The sequence below is a fragment of the Veillonella sp. Ser01 genome, assembly GCF_053850375.1.
Map to the genome: position 1 here is coordinate 225,653 of NZ_JBSPUA010000001.1, position 17,395 is coordinate 243,047.

Below are 17,395 nucleotides of genomic sequence, written 5' to 3' on the forward strand. Positions count from 1 at the left end.
TAAAAGGAAAGCGAGGTTATGATGAGTAAAGAAAAACGGAGAGTACCTAAATTACGATTTCCGGGATTTACTGAAGATTGGGAACAGCGTAAGTTTGTGGATCTGTTAGACCTACAAAATGGAATTAGAAGAGGTCCATTTGGTAGTTCGCTAAAAAAAGATTCTTTTGTAAAAAAATCTGATTATGTAGTATATGAACAACAAAATGCTATATATGATAATTATGAAACTCGTTATTTTATTTCAAGAGAGAAATATAATGAGTTAATTCGGTTTAATATACAACCAGGCGATTTTATTATGAGTGGTGCAGGCACTATAGGTAGAATCTCAATGGTTCCAGATGGCATAAAAAAAGGTGTTTTCAATCAAGCGTTAATTAGATTCAAAGTAAATAAGGATTTTGTTGATCCGCTTTACTTTCTTAAGTTTATGCAGTCAGATATGATGCAGAAACAGTTAACACAAGCAAATCCTGGCTCTGCTATGACAAACTTAGTTCCAATGGATGAGTTAAAGAAGTGGAATATTGTCATTCCATCATTGGAAGAACAAAACAGGATAAGTACTTTTATAAAGCAAATAGATGACGTTATTACCCTTCATCAGCGTAAGTTAGATAATCTTAAATTAAAGAAAAAAGCGTTACTTCAGAAACTTTTTCCGAAAAATGGAGAACGATATCCTGAACTTCGTTTTCCAGGATTTACTGATGCTTGGGAACAGCGTAAGTTATCAGATGTATTAGTTGAACGTAATGAACAACAAGTAGAAACAAGTGAATATCCATTAATGTCATTTGTTCAAGGCCTTGGTGTAACTCCCAAAGGTGAAAGGTATGATAGAAGTTTTTTGGTGTTAGATCAATCGAAAAAATATAAAAGAACTGAATTAGGTGATTTTATATATAGCTCTAACAATTTGGAAACAGGATCCATAGGAATAAATAAAACTGGCAAAGCTGTAATATCACCTGTATATAGTATTTTTCAAGGTGTATCTATTGGTGATAGTCAATTTATTGGCATAATGTCATTATTACCAAGATTTATTGCTAAGATGATTCGATTTAGGCAAGGAGTTGTATATGGGCAATGGAGAATTCATGAAACAGATTTTCTTGATATATCTGTATTGATACCATCAGTAGATGAACGTACTAAAATAACACAATTAATTCTTAGTATCGAAGAACTTATTACCCTTCATCAGCGTAAGTTAGAACACTTACAACTTCAGAAGAAAGCTTTATTACAGCAATTATTTATTTAAATTTAGGAGTGACTAGATGTATCGATTCTTACTTAGTTTAAGCTCCTTTGCTGCTGGAGGTATATTGTATCTATTTACCAATCCATTACATTTATCATTGGAATATTATTGGTTGATAGTATTAGTAGCATTTTTTATATTCCTTTTTGGTGCACTTGGGTTAGAGTATTGTTATCGTAACTTTTATCAAGGTGAGAATGACACATTAATTGTCCAAGAAGTTCAACCAATGGAGCAAGATATTATACCAATTTATATAGGCTTATTTGTTATAATGCTTAATATTGGAAATCTTTCAATTGACTTACAAATTTTATTGATTTTGATTTTATTTACTATTTGGTGGAAACTTTTAGAACAGTCTTACTATTTTAATATTTTTTGGTTAACTAAGTATAGATTATATAAAGTTAAAGATTTAGAAGGAAATATCTATAGTATTTATACGAAAAGAAAAGATTTAAAGCTCACAAGGGTCAAATCTGAGGAGAATTTTAATTTAATTCGTATTAATAATTTTTCGTTTATAGAAATTGAGGAGTAGTATGATAATAGCTAAATGTAAGAGGGAATATAAAGTATTAAATTTAAAAAAATCAGATATTGATCATTTATATATTTCGCCTATAACAAATGAAATGAACTTAATTGAATTTAATTCAGAATCAAAATGTGAAAATGATGAATGGTTGTTTATCAATCTTTCAAATCATAAAGATGAAATCATTACTCCTCTATTAAGGATATTTGATTCAACAGCAAATTTAAATATATTTGATAATGATAGCTTTAAAACTGTGGAGTTTTTACTCAGTAAACCAAATGAAACTAATGAGCTTATTTTGAAAAAAATTACAAATTCTAAACGTGTTGAGAATATGTCAATTTTACAGATTAATGGTAATCAAGTAGGTCCGAGAAAATTAAAAGTACTTAATATTCCTAATGGGATTCAATTAGATGGTACTATTGATGCTTACTATGATGGGGAAGGGAAACTATATTTTAAGGATTTTAGTAAGATACATAAAATCTTTAAGGGGCTTGATATATTTTATCGTGAAGCAAATAAAGAAGAAGTAGAAGAATTCAAAAATAATACTTGTTTAGATTTATCAGGTTATACAAGTGATATTGGATCCCGCAATTTAAAAATGATTGCATTAATAAAAGATAATCCCAAAATTAGACTAGATGATTCTGATTATATTAGTAGTATGATCAATCAGGCTAACTCTTTCGAATCGATTACTCTCCAAGTTGATAATAATAGATTTATAATTCTTACTGAATCTGATTTGTCGCAATTCCTTAGGTTAGCATTGGGTCGTTATTATATTAATCCATTAACAGACGATAAAATGATTGCTAGTACTACAAAAGTAATAAATTAATAAAGGAGATTTTGTATGGCAGAATCAAAAGCACAGAATATTTCAAGCCAATTGTGGGCTATTGCCAACGATTTGCGTGGCACAATGGATGCAAGTTCTTTCAAAGATTACATTCTTCCATTTTTATTCTATAAATATCTTTCCATTCATCAAGAAGAGTACCTAGTTAATAATGACTTGGTTGATATTTCAGATGGAAAATCTGTTAATGAGGCATATAAGGAGCTTGTTGAAGACGCAGGTTTAGAGGCTTGTTTAATTGATATTGCAGGTACATTAGGATATGCTATTAATCCTGAGGATACATGGGCTTCTTTAACTGAAAGCATTCATAATGGTTCCGTTATTCCTAGTGATTATCAACGATTATTTGAAAACTTTAATAAGAATGCTGAAATTAATAAAGAAGCTGCAGCAGATTTTAGAGGTATTTTTAACTATATCAATCTTGGTGATTCTGGGCTTGGATCAACGACAGCAGGTAGAACTAAGACTTTGAATGCAGTTGTTACTAAAATCGATGAAATCGAGTATAAAGATGAAAGTGGTAAAGACATACTGGGTGAAATCTATGAGTATTTAATTGGTAAATTTGCAGCTAATGCTGGTAAAAAAGGTGGAGAGTTCTATACACCTCATGAAGTTAGTCAAATCTTGGCTAAAATTGTTACTGGCAATATAGAATCTCAAACTGATACTTTTACAGTCTATGACCCAACAATGGGTTCTGGATCATTACTATTGACGGTTCGTAATGAATTGCCTGATGGATCTCGTCAAGGTGCGGTTAGCTTTTATGGGCAAGAACTAAATACGGTAACATATAACTTGGCTCGTATGAACTTGATGATGCATGGTGTTACGTATAATAATATGACACTGAATAATGCTGATACTCTTGAAAGTGATTGGCCAGATGGGCCTGACCGTGATGGTATCGATAGACCACGTTCCTTTGATGCGGTTGTTGCGAATCCTCCATACTCTGCTAAATGGGATAATAATGAAAGTAAACTTAAAGATCCACGCTTTAGTGAATATGGTAAATTAGCACCAGCCTCTAAAGCAGATTATGCTTTTATATTACATAGCTTATATCATCTAAATAATGAAGGTACAATGGCAATTGTTTTGCCTCATGGAGTTTTATTCCGTGGTGCGGCTGAAGGTAAGATTCGCCAAACTATTATAGAAAAGAATTATCTTGATGCGGTGATTGGTTTGCCTGCGAACTTGTTCTATGGCACAAGTATCCCTACAACAATCCTTGTATTTAAGAAAAACCGCACGACACGCGATGTACTATTTATCGATGCTAGCAATGAGTTTGAAAAAGGTAAAAATCAAAATAATTTGAGCGATGAAAATATCACTAAAATTATTGAAATATATCGAAATAGACAAGACGTTGATAAATATGCACATGTTGCATCTATCGAAGAAATTAAAGAAAATGACTATAATTTAAATATTCCTCGATATGTAGATACATTTGAGGAAGAAGAAGAACTTAATCTTGATGAAATCAATCGTATGATTGAACAAGATAACCAAGAAATTGCACAACTCGAAAAAGAAATAGCCGAACAATTAGCCCTATTAGGCGTAAAAATGTAAGGAAAAGAGGTGGAAAAGACCAAATAGGACTTTTCTACCTCTTTTGGTATTCTTAGAAATAATGTAAATCAAATTTTTTAATATATATAATATTATTAACACATATTTTTTTATATATGACGTTTTGAAGCATTTGTTTTTCTGGAGTAAATACTATGAGTATGATTTATAAATTTAGAAATATAAAAACTTTCTTAGATTATAAAGAGTTAGAAAATCATTACCTTTATTTTTCTAAAATAGACAAATTAAATGATCCGTGGGAAGGTAATCTATCATTGGAGTGGAATACTGATATAAGTGACAATTGGAAAGGGCTTTTATTTAACTATTTTGCATCGTTTATATGGTTCTACACAACGGAGATTCATAATCAAGAAAATCAGCCTAAAGCGTTTGAAAGTATTGATATTGTTATTTTCAACAATAAGTGTGCTAAATATGACCAATATATAAATATAGAATTGATAAAATCTTTATTTGATGACTTTTTTAGATGTAAACCGGTGATTAAACTTAGAGGAACATTTGGTAAATCACCTTTATTAAGAAATCAGATGGCACGTTATTTTGGTTTTTTATATCCAACATTAATCTATTTTTTAAAACAATATTATAATAAACTTTCTGAATCTAATATTTTACCTAATGAAGAAATCGTAGATTTACCTGAAGATTGGCGAATACCTTATGAGTTTCGTTTAAGCGAAAATAATAAACCTTATTATAATGAAGCAAGATCAATTGGATTAAAAAAATTACTTAGTAATGATATATCAGAATATGAGTATAAATTAAATTGGTTAAGATATGAGTTTCCATATCATTATATTGACGCACTTCTTAATGTTGTAACACCCAATATTTATATTACTTGTTTTTCAAAAACATATGACAATAGTGCTATGTGGGCCTATTATGCTGGTAATCATAAAGGAATATGTTTAATTTTTGAAGAAGCTGATTTAGTCTCAGATTTATTTGATTATAAGGGTACTTCTTTACAAGATGTGAATTATAGTGATGATGGAAGTTATGGGGAGTTTTTTCAATTACTATTAGACGAGATTCAAGATAAATTATTTTATCCTAAAATTGATACTTCTATGTATAGAAATCAAGATTCTTTTAATGATTTTTGGATTAAGAATTCTATTAAAAAATCTTCGTATTGGATGCATGAAGCTGAATCTAGATTATTAATTCTAAGTGAGACTATTGAAAGTGGAATAAAGATTTTTTATAATCCCCGCTGTTTGAAAGGAATAATTTTCGGAGCAAATTGTAGCACAGAGGATAAAATTAAAGTTATAAGAATATTAGAAAGCTGGAAACGTGAGTCTAAAATTGATGAGTTACCTAGACTATATGATATATATTTTGCTGAAAGTAAAGTAGATCCTTATAAATATAAACTTGAATTATATGATTACAATATTCTATAAATTTATTTATTATGAATATAGGTAGGAGTATTTAATCAATAATTTTTTATGAAGTATAAAGGTTATATGATGATTAGTGAATTTATATAATATTTTAATTATTCTTAGTAAAGGGGAGTATGGCATGAAGAGTGATTTAATTACAGTAATATCAATATTTATTTCTTTATGTACGTTAATTTTTACTGTATATAAGTTTCAAAAACAGAAAAAATGGAATTCTGAACTTGAAAAGTTAAAATATACATTTGAACATAATTTGACAAGTTATAAGATTTATATAGAGTTAAAACACAAGAGAATTATAAAAGTTAATCAATGCATGATCGAGGCATATAGTGCGGTTATGAATATATCTTCATCTTTTCAAACATACCCAGACTTCTCTAGATATACTATGATTCAAATTTCTAACTTTTTAGATAAGATATCTTTAGGAGAAAACGAGAAAGACCATATAATGAGTCATTGGGATTTAAATAAAGAATATGCGATTAAAGAAGTATTATATTGGTATAATAGATATAGATGTAAAAAAGCTACCAAATTAGTTAATAAATTAAAAAGACATATATTATATGTTCGCTTATATATAAAGGAAGATGATTTTAAATCTTTATTTGAATTTACACATAAACTAGATAGTATTTTAATACATACAGAAACACTTTTAGATGAAATTAGAGGTTTAAGTTTTGATAATCGTGATTTAAATCGAGATATTCAAAGTATGGTAGAAGAAGCTTCACTGTTAAATGATTCTTTGGTTTCTTTGTTGAGAAATTCATTAGAAATTGACTTTTGATATAAGTTTCATCAAGCTAAATTATTGTATGCGGTATTTTAAAGGCAAATATAGTTTAAATATATTATATAATCAAATTTTTTTCTTACTGATTTAGTATTAGATTGCTAGGATGATAACAATGGACAACCTTTTATAGATTTAATTAGACGTATTGATAGTAAACTAAGAGAAGTTATTGAAGCTTTTGATTGGAAAAGTTTTAAGTTATAACAATAAAATAGGGAAAGAAATCATATGATTTCTTTCCCTGTTTAGATATGATATAATTATATCAAAGTGAGGCATAAATGGTTTCGACGTCAGACTTCGCTTCTAAAGTAAAAATTTGAAGAAACGGTCTGACTTCTATGTCGGGCCTTTTTTCATGCCACGATTAGAAAGCTAGCTTTTAGCTAGAGGTCAATCACTTTGCTGCCATGATAATGGTCGCCACAAGTATGCCAAAGGAAATCATTAACGATAACACTTTGAATGTACTCATATTGATCACCGCCAATCCTCGAGTTGATTAGCAAAGACTGGACCCATTTAGAGGCCTCAAGTTCAATATAGTGCTGTTAATTATAAAAGTAATTAGATTAGAGGTTCCTAATAGTCACCTAGGTGACCAATAGGAACCTTTTTCGTTTTGTAATCGTATTCATAATTGTGTTCTTATTATGTTACAATACAGTTAAAATTACTTTTTGTGGAGAGATGTATATGTTAAAACGATTATTATTAAGTGCTATTGTATTGAGTACTGTTAGTGTATCTAGTTATGCTGTTGATGTAAATATTCCCGGTGCAGATCTAACTATTCCTAAGAATGCGTATGAACAAGAAATTTATAGGACTGAGACAATTAAGAGTGCTTATGATGTAGAAACTCGAAAGATAATAGACTCGATTATTTTAAAAGAGGGAATGCCTAAAGAGTTTGGTACTAATGTTAATGATGCTGAAGCTGAAAGCTTTAAAAATGAGTTATATTCTATTAAGCGTCGTCAATTTGACGGCAATACAATTGTGAATTTACATAATAATGATGGTGGACTATCGGTTACACTTCCATTTAGCGCAATACAGAAAGAGGCTATAACTGATTTCCCTAATTCAAATGCTCATTATTTAGTAGAATCACCTATGATTGTTGCAGGTATTATTGAAAATAAAACACCAAATACTACTGAAAAAACTGATATCATTTTTAACTATGATGGCTTAAGTAAAAGTTCTTTGAGAAAGACCACGCTTAGAGGGGCTGTTGAGATGGAGATTATTGGTTTAAAATTTGAACTAAGTAAACATCCAAATCAGGAGTATAATGTTATCCTTTATCCGCGTGCAACGAAGCTGGTTACATCTAATGATATTAATACAATAATGGCAAATTATATATTGCCTTCAATTCATTCTCTTAAAGATTTAGATGACTATAGCCGAGTAGAAAACTATAAGAATTACTCTTTTAGAGTACCTAAAACAGCAGTAAAAGATAAAAAGATAAATGAAAGAGTAGACGGTGTAACCTTTACAATAGACAAAGATATAAATCAACGGATTCGTATTGAACCTAATAATGAATCTGAAAAAGGATTATTTAGTACAGTTGATGAGATTAGTATATTAAATAAGATTGATAATAAGTCAGCAGAGCTTTTTGGTATCCCTGGAGCAAAAATGATAACAAAGGGATTCCATACTTATGTTTGGAATGATGGTATACCAGGGTTATTACTAGATCTTGAACTAGATAATCAACAGGGAATATTGATGTTTATTACTTATGATGAAAACTATAAGTATGTAAACACAATCCAATACCCGCTAGATACTGGTGTATATAGTAAAGCACAATTACGTAGATTAATTACTGATGTAAAATTATCATCTACTGGTAATCTGTATGAAGGTGATGTTTGGATTATTTAGTTAAAACTATCTATAAATGAAACAAGGAAAGAAATCATACGATTTCTTTCCCTGTTTAGATATGATATAATTATATCAAAGTGAGGCATAAATGGTTTGGACGCCAGACTTCGCTTCTATATTGATTTAATTGAAGAAACGGTCTGACTTCTATGTCGGGCCTTTTTTCATGCCACGATTAGAAAGCTAGCTTTTAGCTAGAGGTCAATCACTTTGCTGCCATGATAATGGTCGCTATAAGTATGCCAAAGGAAATCATCAACGATAACACTTTGTATGTACTCATATTGATCACCGCCAATCTCTAGAAGATTAGCAAAGGCTGGACCCATTTAGAGGCCTCAAGTTTAATATAGTTCGGTCAAAAATAAAAGTAAATAGATTAGAGGTTCCTAATAGTCACCTAGGTGAGCAATAGGAACCCTTTTCGTTTTGTAATCGTATTCATAATTGTGTTCTTATTATGTTACAATACAGTTAAAATTACTATTTGTGGAGAGATGTATATGTTAAAACGATTATTATTAAGTGCTATTGTATTGAGTTCAATTTGTGTATCTTGTCATGCTATAGATGTAGACCTACCTGGTGCAAACTCCAAAATACCTGAAGATGAGTATAAAGATTATGTATATCTTAGTCCTCAAATCGCATTGGAGCAAATTGCTAGTACACAGGCTATGATTAATCAAATTAAAGCTGATGGTACTTTTGAAAAATTAAAAGAATGGCGTAAGATATCTGATGATGCTGAATTGGAGAAAACGTTACGCCATGATTTTAAGCAGTTTATGACGCCAATAGATGGACAAACAGAAATAATAGAACATACAGAAAATAGTGGGATACAGCTCACAGTTCCATTTTCAAGTGTATTTAAGATTCAAAATAGTGAACATAACTATACCTTAGAAGGTCTTACTGGCAGTACATATGTCGCTAGAGATTATAATGTTGTTGAAAAAGGTGGTTCTGAAAGAACATTTATTTATAAAAAATTAGATAATACAAAATATTGGAATCTAAACGTTACTAATTTAGATAAATCAAATCAAGGTACTATTGTAGGCATTACTTTTACAAGCAAAGATAATCCTAATACTAGTCATAGTATTGGTACGTATGTTGCAGGATCTGAATCAGAGTCAGAACGTAATATAAAAGCGAATAGAATTCTTGCCAATTATGTGTTGCCTTCGGTACGTTCGTTGAATAGACTTAACGAATTTTCTACTATTACGATGTCGAAGAATTTACAGTATCGGGTACTAAATGGTTCAACTCGTACAGAATCGACAGATAAGGACAGTATATATGGATCTAAATCTTATACTATAACGCATAAAGGACCACATGGAGTAAATCAAGTCCTTCAGATGATTCCACTACATGATAAGCAACAGCATTTTTTATTGAATGCCAAACCAGATGATCCATATAACTTTGAGACCCATATTGAGTATATTAATTCTTTATATGGTCATACCTTAAATAAAGAGATTAGATTGTCTCGGATTAGTAAAAGTTTCGTCTGGTTTGATGGTATTCCGGGGTTATTATTGGATTATGAATTATCTAATGGAGAGGGGAGATTAGAATTTATTACACGCGATAAAGACTATGAATATCGTCATATTGCTTCATATCAAGTAAATGGCTATTATACTTTGGAGCAACTAAAAAATATGTTGTTAGATGTAAAGTTGTTAAATACTGGAGATATGTATAATAGAGATATTGACTTATTTAATCTAAGATCAAAGTCTTAGCTTATTTTGAATTGCAATAAGTAATAAAATAGTAGAGCCTAATAAACATATATATGCCTATTGGGCGCACAATGATAACAGGGAAAGAAATCATACGATTTCTTTCCCTGTTTAGATATGATATAATTTATATCAAAGTGAGGCATAAAGGGTTTCGACGCCAGACTTCGCTTCTAAGGTTTAATATTGAAGAAACGGTCTGACTTCTATGTCGGGCCTTTTTTCATGCGTCCACTCACCGCCAATCTCTAGAAGATTAGCAAAGGCTGGACCCATTTAGAGGCCTCAAGTTCAATATAGTGCTGTAGATAATAAAAGTAAATAGATAAGAGGTTCCTAATAGTCACCTAGGTGACTAATGGGAACCTCTTTCGATTTGTAATTAATTGGGGAAATTTTGGTTGTGATTATTCACTTACAATTTTTATATTACTAGAATTAAGTATCAGTTATGGAGCCCTCGTTTGCCGTATATTTTTAAGATTATAGCAATTATTGTATTTAATACGAATAGAAGCGCAAAGCATATTAAGGCTGTAGTATATCCATATCCTGCTTCGTGAAAGTATGAAACGAGCATGGGCCCAACGATGCCTGCTAATCCCCAAGCAGTTAAAATGCGGCCGTGAATAGTGGAGAGTTGGCGTATGCCATAGAGGTCTGCGAGATATGCTGGCATACAGGCGAATCCGCCGCCATAGCAGGTGATAATGAGAAGAATTAAAACTTGGAATGTAAGAGCATTATTGGTTTCGGCAAGTACGTAGAATGCGATGATTTGTATAATAAAGAATAGTATGTAAGTTTGTGCACGGCCAAAGTAATCGGAGATAGTAGACCATGCAATGCGACCTCCACCATTGAATATGCCGATGATACCAACTAGTGATGCAGCTGCTGCAGGTGTCATACCAATGGTTTCTTGTGCCATAGGGGACGCTAAGGATAGAAGACCTATACCACAGGTAATATTAATAAAGAAGATCCACCAAAGGGCACCGAATTGCCAAGTTTTCATAGCATCATTGGCTAGCATGCCATGGTTATGGACATACATAGTGGATTTATCTTTCGTAGTTCGAGGCGGTTGTTTTGGTTGCGGTGCTTTTAAATAAAGCGAAGAGGTACCCATAACTATGAGGTAAATTATGCCGAGAATAATGAAGTTATTCACTAAGCCTACCTGAGCTACAAGGAATTGCATAAGCGGTCCTGCAATGAGTGAAGCAAATCCAAACCCCATAATAGCTAATCCCGTAGCAAATCCTGGGCGCTTAGGAAAATATTTTACGAGCGTAGATACCGGTGTTATATAACCAATACCTAGTCCGATACCGCCGATGATACCATAGAAGAGATAGAGTAAGGTAAGATTATGAATGCTAAGAGCATAGGCCGTACCAAATAGGCCTGCTACCCAGAACACCATGGAAAGAAGTCCGCTTTTCTTGGGACCTATTTTTTCTGCAAAAGATCCTAAAAAGCCTGCAGATAATCCAAGCATCAGAATAGCTAAGGAGAAGGTCCATGTTGTTTGTGACATGGTGAAGCCCATATCAGCCATGATAGGTCGTGTAAGCACGCTCCACGCGTACACACTACCGATGGATATATGTAGACCAATAGCTGCTAGTGCAATAAGCCAACGATTTCTCATAAGAAAACTCCTTTCATATAGGTGAAATAATTAATGATTTCTCCAACATATTTGCTATGAGAGAACAAAAAAAGACCGTCTGAACAAAATTTTGCCCAGACGGTCGGCTATCACACGATGTGTGCTACTGTGCATGTAGTCAATTCTACTTATCCGTCAGCCCAGTAGGAATATATTACTAATATAGCAATTGAGAGGATATCTTGTCGGTGATATAATTCACTATCGTATGCACCATGAACATTTATAAGTGAAAACAGAGAAAGAAATCCTTGGATTCCTTTCCCTGTTTAGATATGATATAATTTATATCAAAGTGAGGCATAAATGGTTTGGTCGCCAGCTCTCGCTTCTCGAAAATGAAATTGAAGAAACGGTCTGACTCCACTGTCGGGCCTTTTTTCATGTGTTCTCTCACCGCCAATCTCTAGAAGATTAGCAAAGGCTGGACCCATTTAGAGGCCTCAAGTTCAATATAGTGCCGTTAATTATAAAAGTAAATAGATTAGAGGTTCCTAATAGTCACCTAGGTGACCAATAGGAACCTCTTTCGTTTTGTAATTATTTTAATCAATATCTTTTTATTTGTCGCAATATATTTTAGAATTCATCTTATAGTAAAAAGAGTCTTATCTATCGTTCTGAATTTTGGGTTTTATAGATTTATTTCAATAAATTTTTACTATATAATGAAATTATTATGAGCTGCACGTTGTATGATTTATTTTATTGTAGTCAATTCAGTTATTAAGGAGCTAATGATTAGTTTTTCTTTTATTGAAGGCGGTGTCCTAGATGAATGTAAATCATGTATTATTAATATTTAAATCTGCATTAGAATATGCTGATTTTAAGGGGATTAATAATTTGTTAGCAGATAATTGTCAGTATATTAATGTTGAGAGGAATATATTAAAAAATGGAAAGATAGAAGTATATGATTTTCTAAATTCAATGGCAAAAAGGACCAGAGATGATAATTTAGCTGTGTATGCACATATGATGACACTTAGTGAGGGAACCAACAAAAAAGAGTTGTTTTATAAAGGTCAAAGAGGACTCGCTATTGCATACAATGAAATGGACAATTATGCTATAGGTATGTTTATTGAGTTAGATTCAAATAATTTTATTAACAAAATTATTGTTAGTAATAATATTCCGAGTTTTAGACTTGATAAACATCGTGCTGAAAATAATTCCCCTCCTATAGATTACATTTTTTATAAGGAGCCTGTTGATTTTTTGGATTGGCTTACAGCCATTAGTATTTGGTTAGAAACTGGATATGTAGATAAGCATTCTTTTTATGATTCACTTGCTGATGAGTGCTGTGTACATTTTCAAAGAAAAAATCAAGAACCTATTTTGTTGTTAGGTAAGGAAGAAATTATAAATGACTTTGATAAGATGATGAATTTATTTTTCTATACTATGCCACATATAATTAATGATAAGAATAATAGATCCTTTATAAAGTATGGACCTATGACGATTGAAATCGGTCGTAGTTTAGCGGGACCAGCAAATTCTATACATATTTATATTGACGACACTGGAGATTAGTTTGCATATTATTTCTTGTATAGGTTCATTATGCTTTAAAACAAAAAAGAAATCATAAGATTTCTTTCCCTATTTAGATATGATATAATTTATATCAAAGCGAGGTATAAATGGTTTGGTCGCCAGACTTCGCTTCTAATAAGAAAAATTGAAGAAACGGTCTGACTTCTATGTCGGGCCTTTTTTCATACCACGATTAGAATGCTAGCTTTCAGCTAGAGATCAATCACTTTGCTGCCATGATAATGGTCGCTACAAGTATGCCAAAGGAAATCATCAACGATAACACTTTGAATGTACTCATATTGATCACCGCCAATCTCTAGAAGATTAGCAAAGGCTGGACCCATTTAGAGGCCTCAAGTTCAATATAGTGTTGTCAATTATAAAAGTAAATAGATTAGAGGTTCCTAATAGTCACCTAGGTGACCAATAGGAACCTCTTTCATTTGGTAATTATTTTCATAAAAATATATTAACTATGTTACAATACAGTTAATATCATTATTTTGTGGAGAGAAGTATATGTTAAAACGATTATTATTAAGTACAATTGTAGTAGGCGTTGTTTCTGGTTCTAGTTTCGCTATTGATGTGAATATATCAGGGGCAGATCCAAGTATTCCACATGATGCGTATCAAAGTTATGTATATACCGATAAGTATATACAAATGGATAAGCATAAAATAGTAAGTGAATCTTATCGGACTATTAAAGATGACCCACGAATGGTAGATTTTAGAAAAGAACATTCTATATCTGACCAACAATTACAAAAGGTGATAGAAGATCATGCTCTAAGGTTACAAGGTGTAGTTGAAGGAAAAACTGATGTAATTTTACATTCTAAGGATGGTGGGATACGATTTACAGTGCCATTGGTATTAGATTATAAAGCTAAAATTAATAATCCATATGATTCTATTATATATTCTTGGGATACTAGATATATACCATTAGTTGTAGAAATTGAAGATTATCCATATGAAAAAAGTCGAGATTATATGGGAAAACCAGCTGAGTTTATAACTGTCTCTGACATTAGAAAAGCCATTAAACGTGCAATTCAACAAGCTAATAAATCTGATGTACGCTTAGTTGAAGATTCTTTAAAAGGTGGCCCTTTCACATATTCAGGTTTGAGAGACTCCTACTGGGAAATATCTGCATTTAATGATATAAAAGAAAAAGATGTGTTCTGGGGAAATTCAGTTAATTTTTCTCTTGAAAATGAGCCAAATGTTCAATACCACATTGGCTTTATTATAGAACCAAAAGCAGATAATAACCCTTCTATTGATAAAGCTAATAGTTTATTGGTTAATTATATGTTACCATCTATCAAACCATTAGCTAATATGAATGGATATTCTAAACAGATAGGATCAAAAGATAATAGTATATTTACTTATAGGGTGTTAAATAATAGTTCAGTTGGATATAGAGAATTTAATGGTCGTTATATTAAATCTTATAATTATAACGATGTGATTTTTCAATATGTAGATTATGTTAGAAAATTAGAAAGTAACAATGAAGACCCATATGGCTATGTTCATGATATACTTTCTTTGGGACGAGAGAGTGCAGTAAAATCGAATCTTATTAAAAAATATGATTATAATTTAGTCTGGAATGATGGTACTCCAGGTATTTTTCTAGAACAGGAGAATTTTGATGGTAGTGGTGTAATGCAATTTATAACACAAAATGGAAAGGATAGGTTTGTTAATACTATTTACTATAAAAAACTAGATGGAAATCTCACAAAGCAACAGCTACGTGAAATGTTAATTGATGTAACTATATCTAAACAATATAATAAAAACTCTGATTCTATTGATATATTTAATATTGTAGAAAATGGGTAATATATGAAGAGGAGCCTAAGATAAATGAGCTTTTAGGTTCCTTTTTTATAATGATTAGATTCATTAAAATAAATCATGTTACAATACAGTTAATATTAGAGTTCAATGAGGGATATTTGTATGAAGCGTTATATTACACTACTTAGTCTAGGCTTGTGTTTAGTAGCACCGATGCTTTCACAAGCCAGCGATACAAAGACTGTTATGCATGTTACGAATGTACATAATGGTCAATATGATGCGGCATTAGATGCTATTACAGATACAAAGTTTTATGGACCGTATCAATTCCGAGTATTAAAGGATGCTATTGAAACGCAGGGCGAAACAAAGGACATTGATGGTAGGGTGTTTAGAACCTCTGATGGGGTATTTATGCATGTAAAGGCTAGATCTATCGATAGTACGAGTTCCACGTTAGATGCTGAGGTTAATGAGCTTGTTAAAGATAGGACGATTCCTGAACCTACAGTTAAGATGATATTGCCTGTTAAGCATGATGTAATAGAGGTCAACAATGATGGCGTGCGTAGTTTACTAGTTGAATTTATGTATGGGTGGCCATTAGAGTATCGCACGGATATGGTATTAGTGACGGATTATGAAGACACTCGATACTACTATAATTTACAGTTTTATCGACATAAGTTACCTGAAGGTATTCGTATGGAACAGTTACGCCAAATGATTATGGATGCGCAGTTCAGTTATAAATAAGTGATATCTAATTAGCACAATATAGTTATAAATAAAAGAGGTTCCTAATGGTCACAGTAGTGACTCATAGGAACCTCTTTTATCGGGCAAGTAATTTATATAAATTTGTTATAGGGGTATATTATTTATAAGTGTTTTTTTTTGATTAGTGGTGGTTTTATATATTTTACAATTGCGATAGATATAGCAATTGTAAAAGCTATCAAAAAGGATTCTTTTGCGAAGCTAATGGCAATAGTTTCTTGTCCCATTAGCATATAATAAATGGATCGATAAAAGCTGAGCCCTGGTAGTAAAGGGAATAAGCTAGTCATTAGGAAAACTATAGCAGGGCATTTCCGTTTAACAGCCAATATTCTTGATGCTATGGCGATGATAAAACCACTGATGAATATGGAGAGCATAACATTAGACTGTAGTGAAGATAATGTTAAGAACAAGAACCATGAGATGAATCCTAATATTGTACAATCGATAAAATGTTGTTTAGCTACACGGAATAAGATTGCAAATGCTGTCGTACCAATACCAGCCATTATACTACGCATAAACATAGAGGTTAAGGAATTAGTATCTAAATTAGAGGTATAAAGAGGAATCATTTGTGTGTTGAAGAGTAGTGATTGTACTACTGCGACCCCTACAGCCATTGAAATACAGGTGAGTAACGCGCCCATCATAAGGGTTATTCCTGTATTATAGTTATTCTGGCTATACTCTCTAATAGCATTGACGAAAGGAACTCCGGGAACAATGTCAATCATGGCTCCTAGTAATATAACTGATAGGTTGGAGCCTAATTCAAAGTGGATAAAGAGATTACCCAATAAGGCTATTAGAATACTACCTAAAATGGTAATCAATACATCAGAGCTAAGTATGCGTTTGATGGTACACATATAGACGCCTAATATTAAGCCTATAATACCGGCAATTATAGAGTCTGTTATAGAACTACCAATTGCATAGCTAAAGCCCGAAGCTCCTAACGTATAAGCTACTAATCTCCAAAAAAAAGAATAGTCTGACATGGTATCAATTTGATTAAGTTCACTTTCAATCTCCTCAATAGTAATATTTTTTTGTGTGATACGTCGGGAGAGAGCATTAACAGATTCAATTTTACTGAGGTTAATATCGACTTCAGGAACGTTATAAATACGAGTAATTTCAGTTCCATCAGCTTTCTTAGCAGTTGCAAAAATACCTCTATTGGATACGTAGGCTTCTAAATCTTTAAAATTCATAGCTCGTGCTATGTAGTTCATAGTATCCTCTGTACGACTGATTTCGGCGCCACTGCTAAGTAGTATTTTTCCAGCTTTTAGTATAATTTCTAATTCCACACCTGTCATTATTTCCTC

The 17,395-nt window shown here is 31.8% G+C and carries 16 protein-coding genes and 1 riboswitch; of the genes, 11 read left to right on the forward strand and 5 right to left on the reverse strand.

The genetic code is table 11. From position 1 onward, the window contains the following. Nucleotides 1-18: 18 nt before the first annotated feature. From ACWTVK_RS01055 to ACWTVK_RS01080, 6 genes are all read left to right on the forward strand, one after another. Nucleotides 19-1,272 carry a restriction endonuclease subunit S gene (locus ACWTVK_RS01055; protein WP_456045668.1) on the forward strand — a complete coding sequence of 418 codons (1,254 nt, stop codon included), beginning with the start codon at nt 19-21 and terminating at the stop codon, nt 1,270-1,272. A 16-nt stretch (nt 1,273-1,288) separates the two neighbouring features. Beyond that, nucleotides 1,289-1,816 carry a hypothetical protein gene (locus tag ACWTVK_RS01060; protein ID WP_456045669.1) on the forward strand — a complete coding sequence of 176 codons (528 nt, stop codon included), beginning with the start codon at nt 1,289-1,291 and terminating at the stop codon, nt 1,814-1,816. A gap of 1 nt (nt 1,817) precedes the next feature. Further along, nucleotides 1,818-2,666 (forward strand): hypothetical protein, encoded by an 849-nt coding sequence (locus ACWTVK_RS01065; RefSeq protein WP_456045671.1) that lies wholly within the window; start codon nt 1,818-1,820, stop codon nt 2,664-2,666. 15 nt (nt 2,667-2,681) lie between these two features. Then, nucleotides 2,682-4,283: a type I restriction-modification system subunit M gene (locus ACWTVK_RS01070; RefSeq protein ID WP_456045672.1), complete on the forward strand. Its 1,602-nt coding sequence runs from the start codon at nt 2,682-2,684 to the stop codon at nt 4,281-4,283. A gap of 155 nt (nt 4,284-4,438) precedes the next feature. Beyond that, the gene (locus tag ACWTVK_RS01075) at nt 4,439-5,728 is read left to right on the forward strand and encodes a DUF2971 domain-containing protein (protein ID WP_456045673.1); all 1,290 of its coding nucleotides are present in this window, start codon (nt 4,439-4,441) and stop codon (nt 5,726-5,728) included. Between the two features lie 124 nt (nt 5,729-5,852). Then, on the forward strand, nt 5,853-6,533 hold the full coding sequence (locus tag ACWTVK_RS01080; protein WP_456045674.1) for a hypothetical protein: 681 nt from the start codon (nt 5,853-5,855) through the stop codon (nt 6,531-6,533). A gap of 406 nt (nt 6,534-6,939) precedes the next feature. On the opposite strand, the gene ACWTVK_RS01085 is transcribed toward ACWTVK_RS01080, so the two are convergent. Then, nucleotides 6,940-7,017 carry a putative holin-like toxin gene (locus ACWTVK_RS01085; protein ID WP_223209338.1) on the reverse strand — a complete coding sequence of 26 codons (78 nt, stop codon included), beginning with the start codon at nt 7,015-7,017 and terminating at the stop codon, nt 6,940-6,942. A 221-nt stretch (nt 7,018-7,238) separates the two neighbouring features. Between ACWTVK_RS01085 and ACWTVK_RS01090 the strand changes: the two genes are divergently transcribed. Continuing rightward, nucleotides 7,239-8,450 (forward strand): hypothetical protein, encoded by a 1,212-nt coding sequence (locus tag ACWTVK_RS01090; protein WP_456045675.1) that lies wholly within the window; start codon nt 7,239-7,241, stop codon nt 8,448-8,450. Nucleotides 8,451-8,658: 208 nt separating this feature from the next. Here the strand turns inward: ACWTVK_RS01090 and ACWTVK_RS01095 are convergent, their stop codons facing one another. After that, on the reverse strand, nt 8,659-8,736 hold the full coding sequence (locus ACWTVK_RS01095; protein WP_414008492.1) for a putative holin-like toxin: 78 nt from the start codon (nt 8,734-8,736) through the stop codon (nt 8,659-8,661). A 220-nt stretch (nt 8,737-8,956) separates the two neighbouring features. On the opposite strand from ACWTVK_RS01095, the gene ACWTVK_RS01100 reads away from it, so the two are divergent. Beyond that, nucleotides 8,957-10,219 carry a hypothetical protein gene (locus tag ACWTVK_RS01100; protein WP_456045676.1) on the forward strand — a complete coding sequence of 421 codons (1,263 nt, stop codon included), beginning with the start codon at nt 8,957-8,959 and terminating at the stop codon, nt 10,217-10,219. A 445-nt stretch (nt 10,220-10,664) separates the two neighbouring features. Here ACWTVK_RS01100 and ACWTVK_RS01105 read toward each other — a convergent pair whose 3' ends face one another. Further along, nucleotides 10,665-11,876, reverse strand: coding sequence for an L-lactate MFS transporter (locus ACWTVK_RS01105; protein ID WP_456045677.1), 1,212 nt, complete (start codon nt 11,874-11,876; stop codon nt 10,665-10,667). Between the two features lie 86 nt (nt 11,877-11,962). Further along, nucleotides 11,963-12,050: riboswitch (ZMP/ZTP riboswitch) on the reverse strand. A 621-nt stretch (nt 12,051-12,671) separates the two neighbouring features. Here ACWTVK_RS01105 and ACWTVK_RS01110 point away from each other — a divergent pair. Next, nucleotides 12,672-13,442: a hypothetical protein gene (locus ACWTVK_RS01110; RefSeq protein WP_456045678.1), complete on the forward strand. Its 771-nt coding sequence runs from the start codon at nt 12,672-12,674 to the stop codon at nt 13,440-13,442. 226 nt (nt 13,443-13,668) lie between these two features. On the opposite strand, the gene ACWTVK_RS01115 is transcribed toward ACWTVK_RS01110, so the two are convergent. Then, nucleotides 13,669-13,746 carry a putative holin-like toxin gene (locus ACWTVK_RS01115; protein ID WP_223209338.1) on the reverse strand — a complete coding sequence of 26 codons (78 nt, stop codon included), beginning with the start codon at nt 13,744-13,746 and terminating at the stop codon, nt 13,669-13,671. Nucleotides 13,747-13,967: 221 nt separating this feature from the next. On the opposite strand from ACWTVK_RS01115, the gene ACWTVK_RS01120 reads away from it, so the two are divergent. Together ACWTVK_RS01120 and ACWTVK_RS01125 are read left to right on the forward strand one after the other, a co-directional pair. Further along, on the forward strand, nt 13,968-15,314 hold the full coding sequence (locus ACWTVK_RS01120; protein WP_456045679.1) for a hypothetical protein: 1,347 nt from the start codon (nt 13,968-13,970) through the stop codon (nt 15,312-15,314). Nucleotides 15,315-15,434: 120 nt separating this feature from the next. After that, nucleotides 15,435-16,031, forward strand: a complete 597-nt coding sequence (locus ACWTVK_RS01125) for a hypothetical protein (protein ID WP_456045680.1) — start codon at nt 15,435-15,437, stop codon at nt 16,029-16,031. A gap of 125 nt (nt 16,032-16,156) precedes the next feature. Here the strand turns inward: ACWTVK_RS01125 and ACWTVK_RS01130 are convergent, their stop codons facing one another. Beyond that, nucleotides 16,157-17,386: a threonine/serine ThrE exporter family protein gene (locus tag ACWTVK_RS01130; RefSeq protein WP_456045681.1), complete on the reverse strand. Its 1,230-nt coding sequence runs from the start codon at nt 17,384-17,386 to the stop codon at nt 16,157-16,159. Nucleotides 17,387-17,395 lie beyond the last annotated feature (9 nt).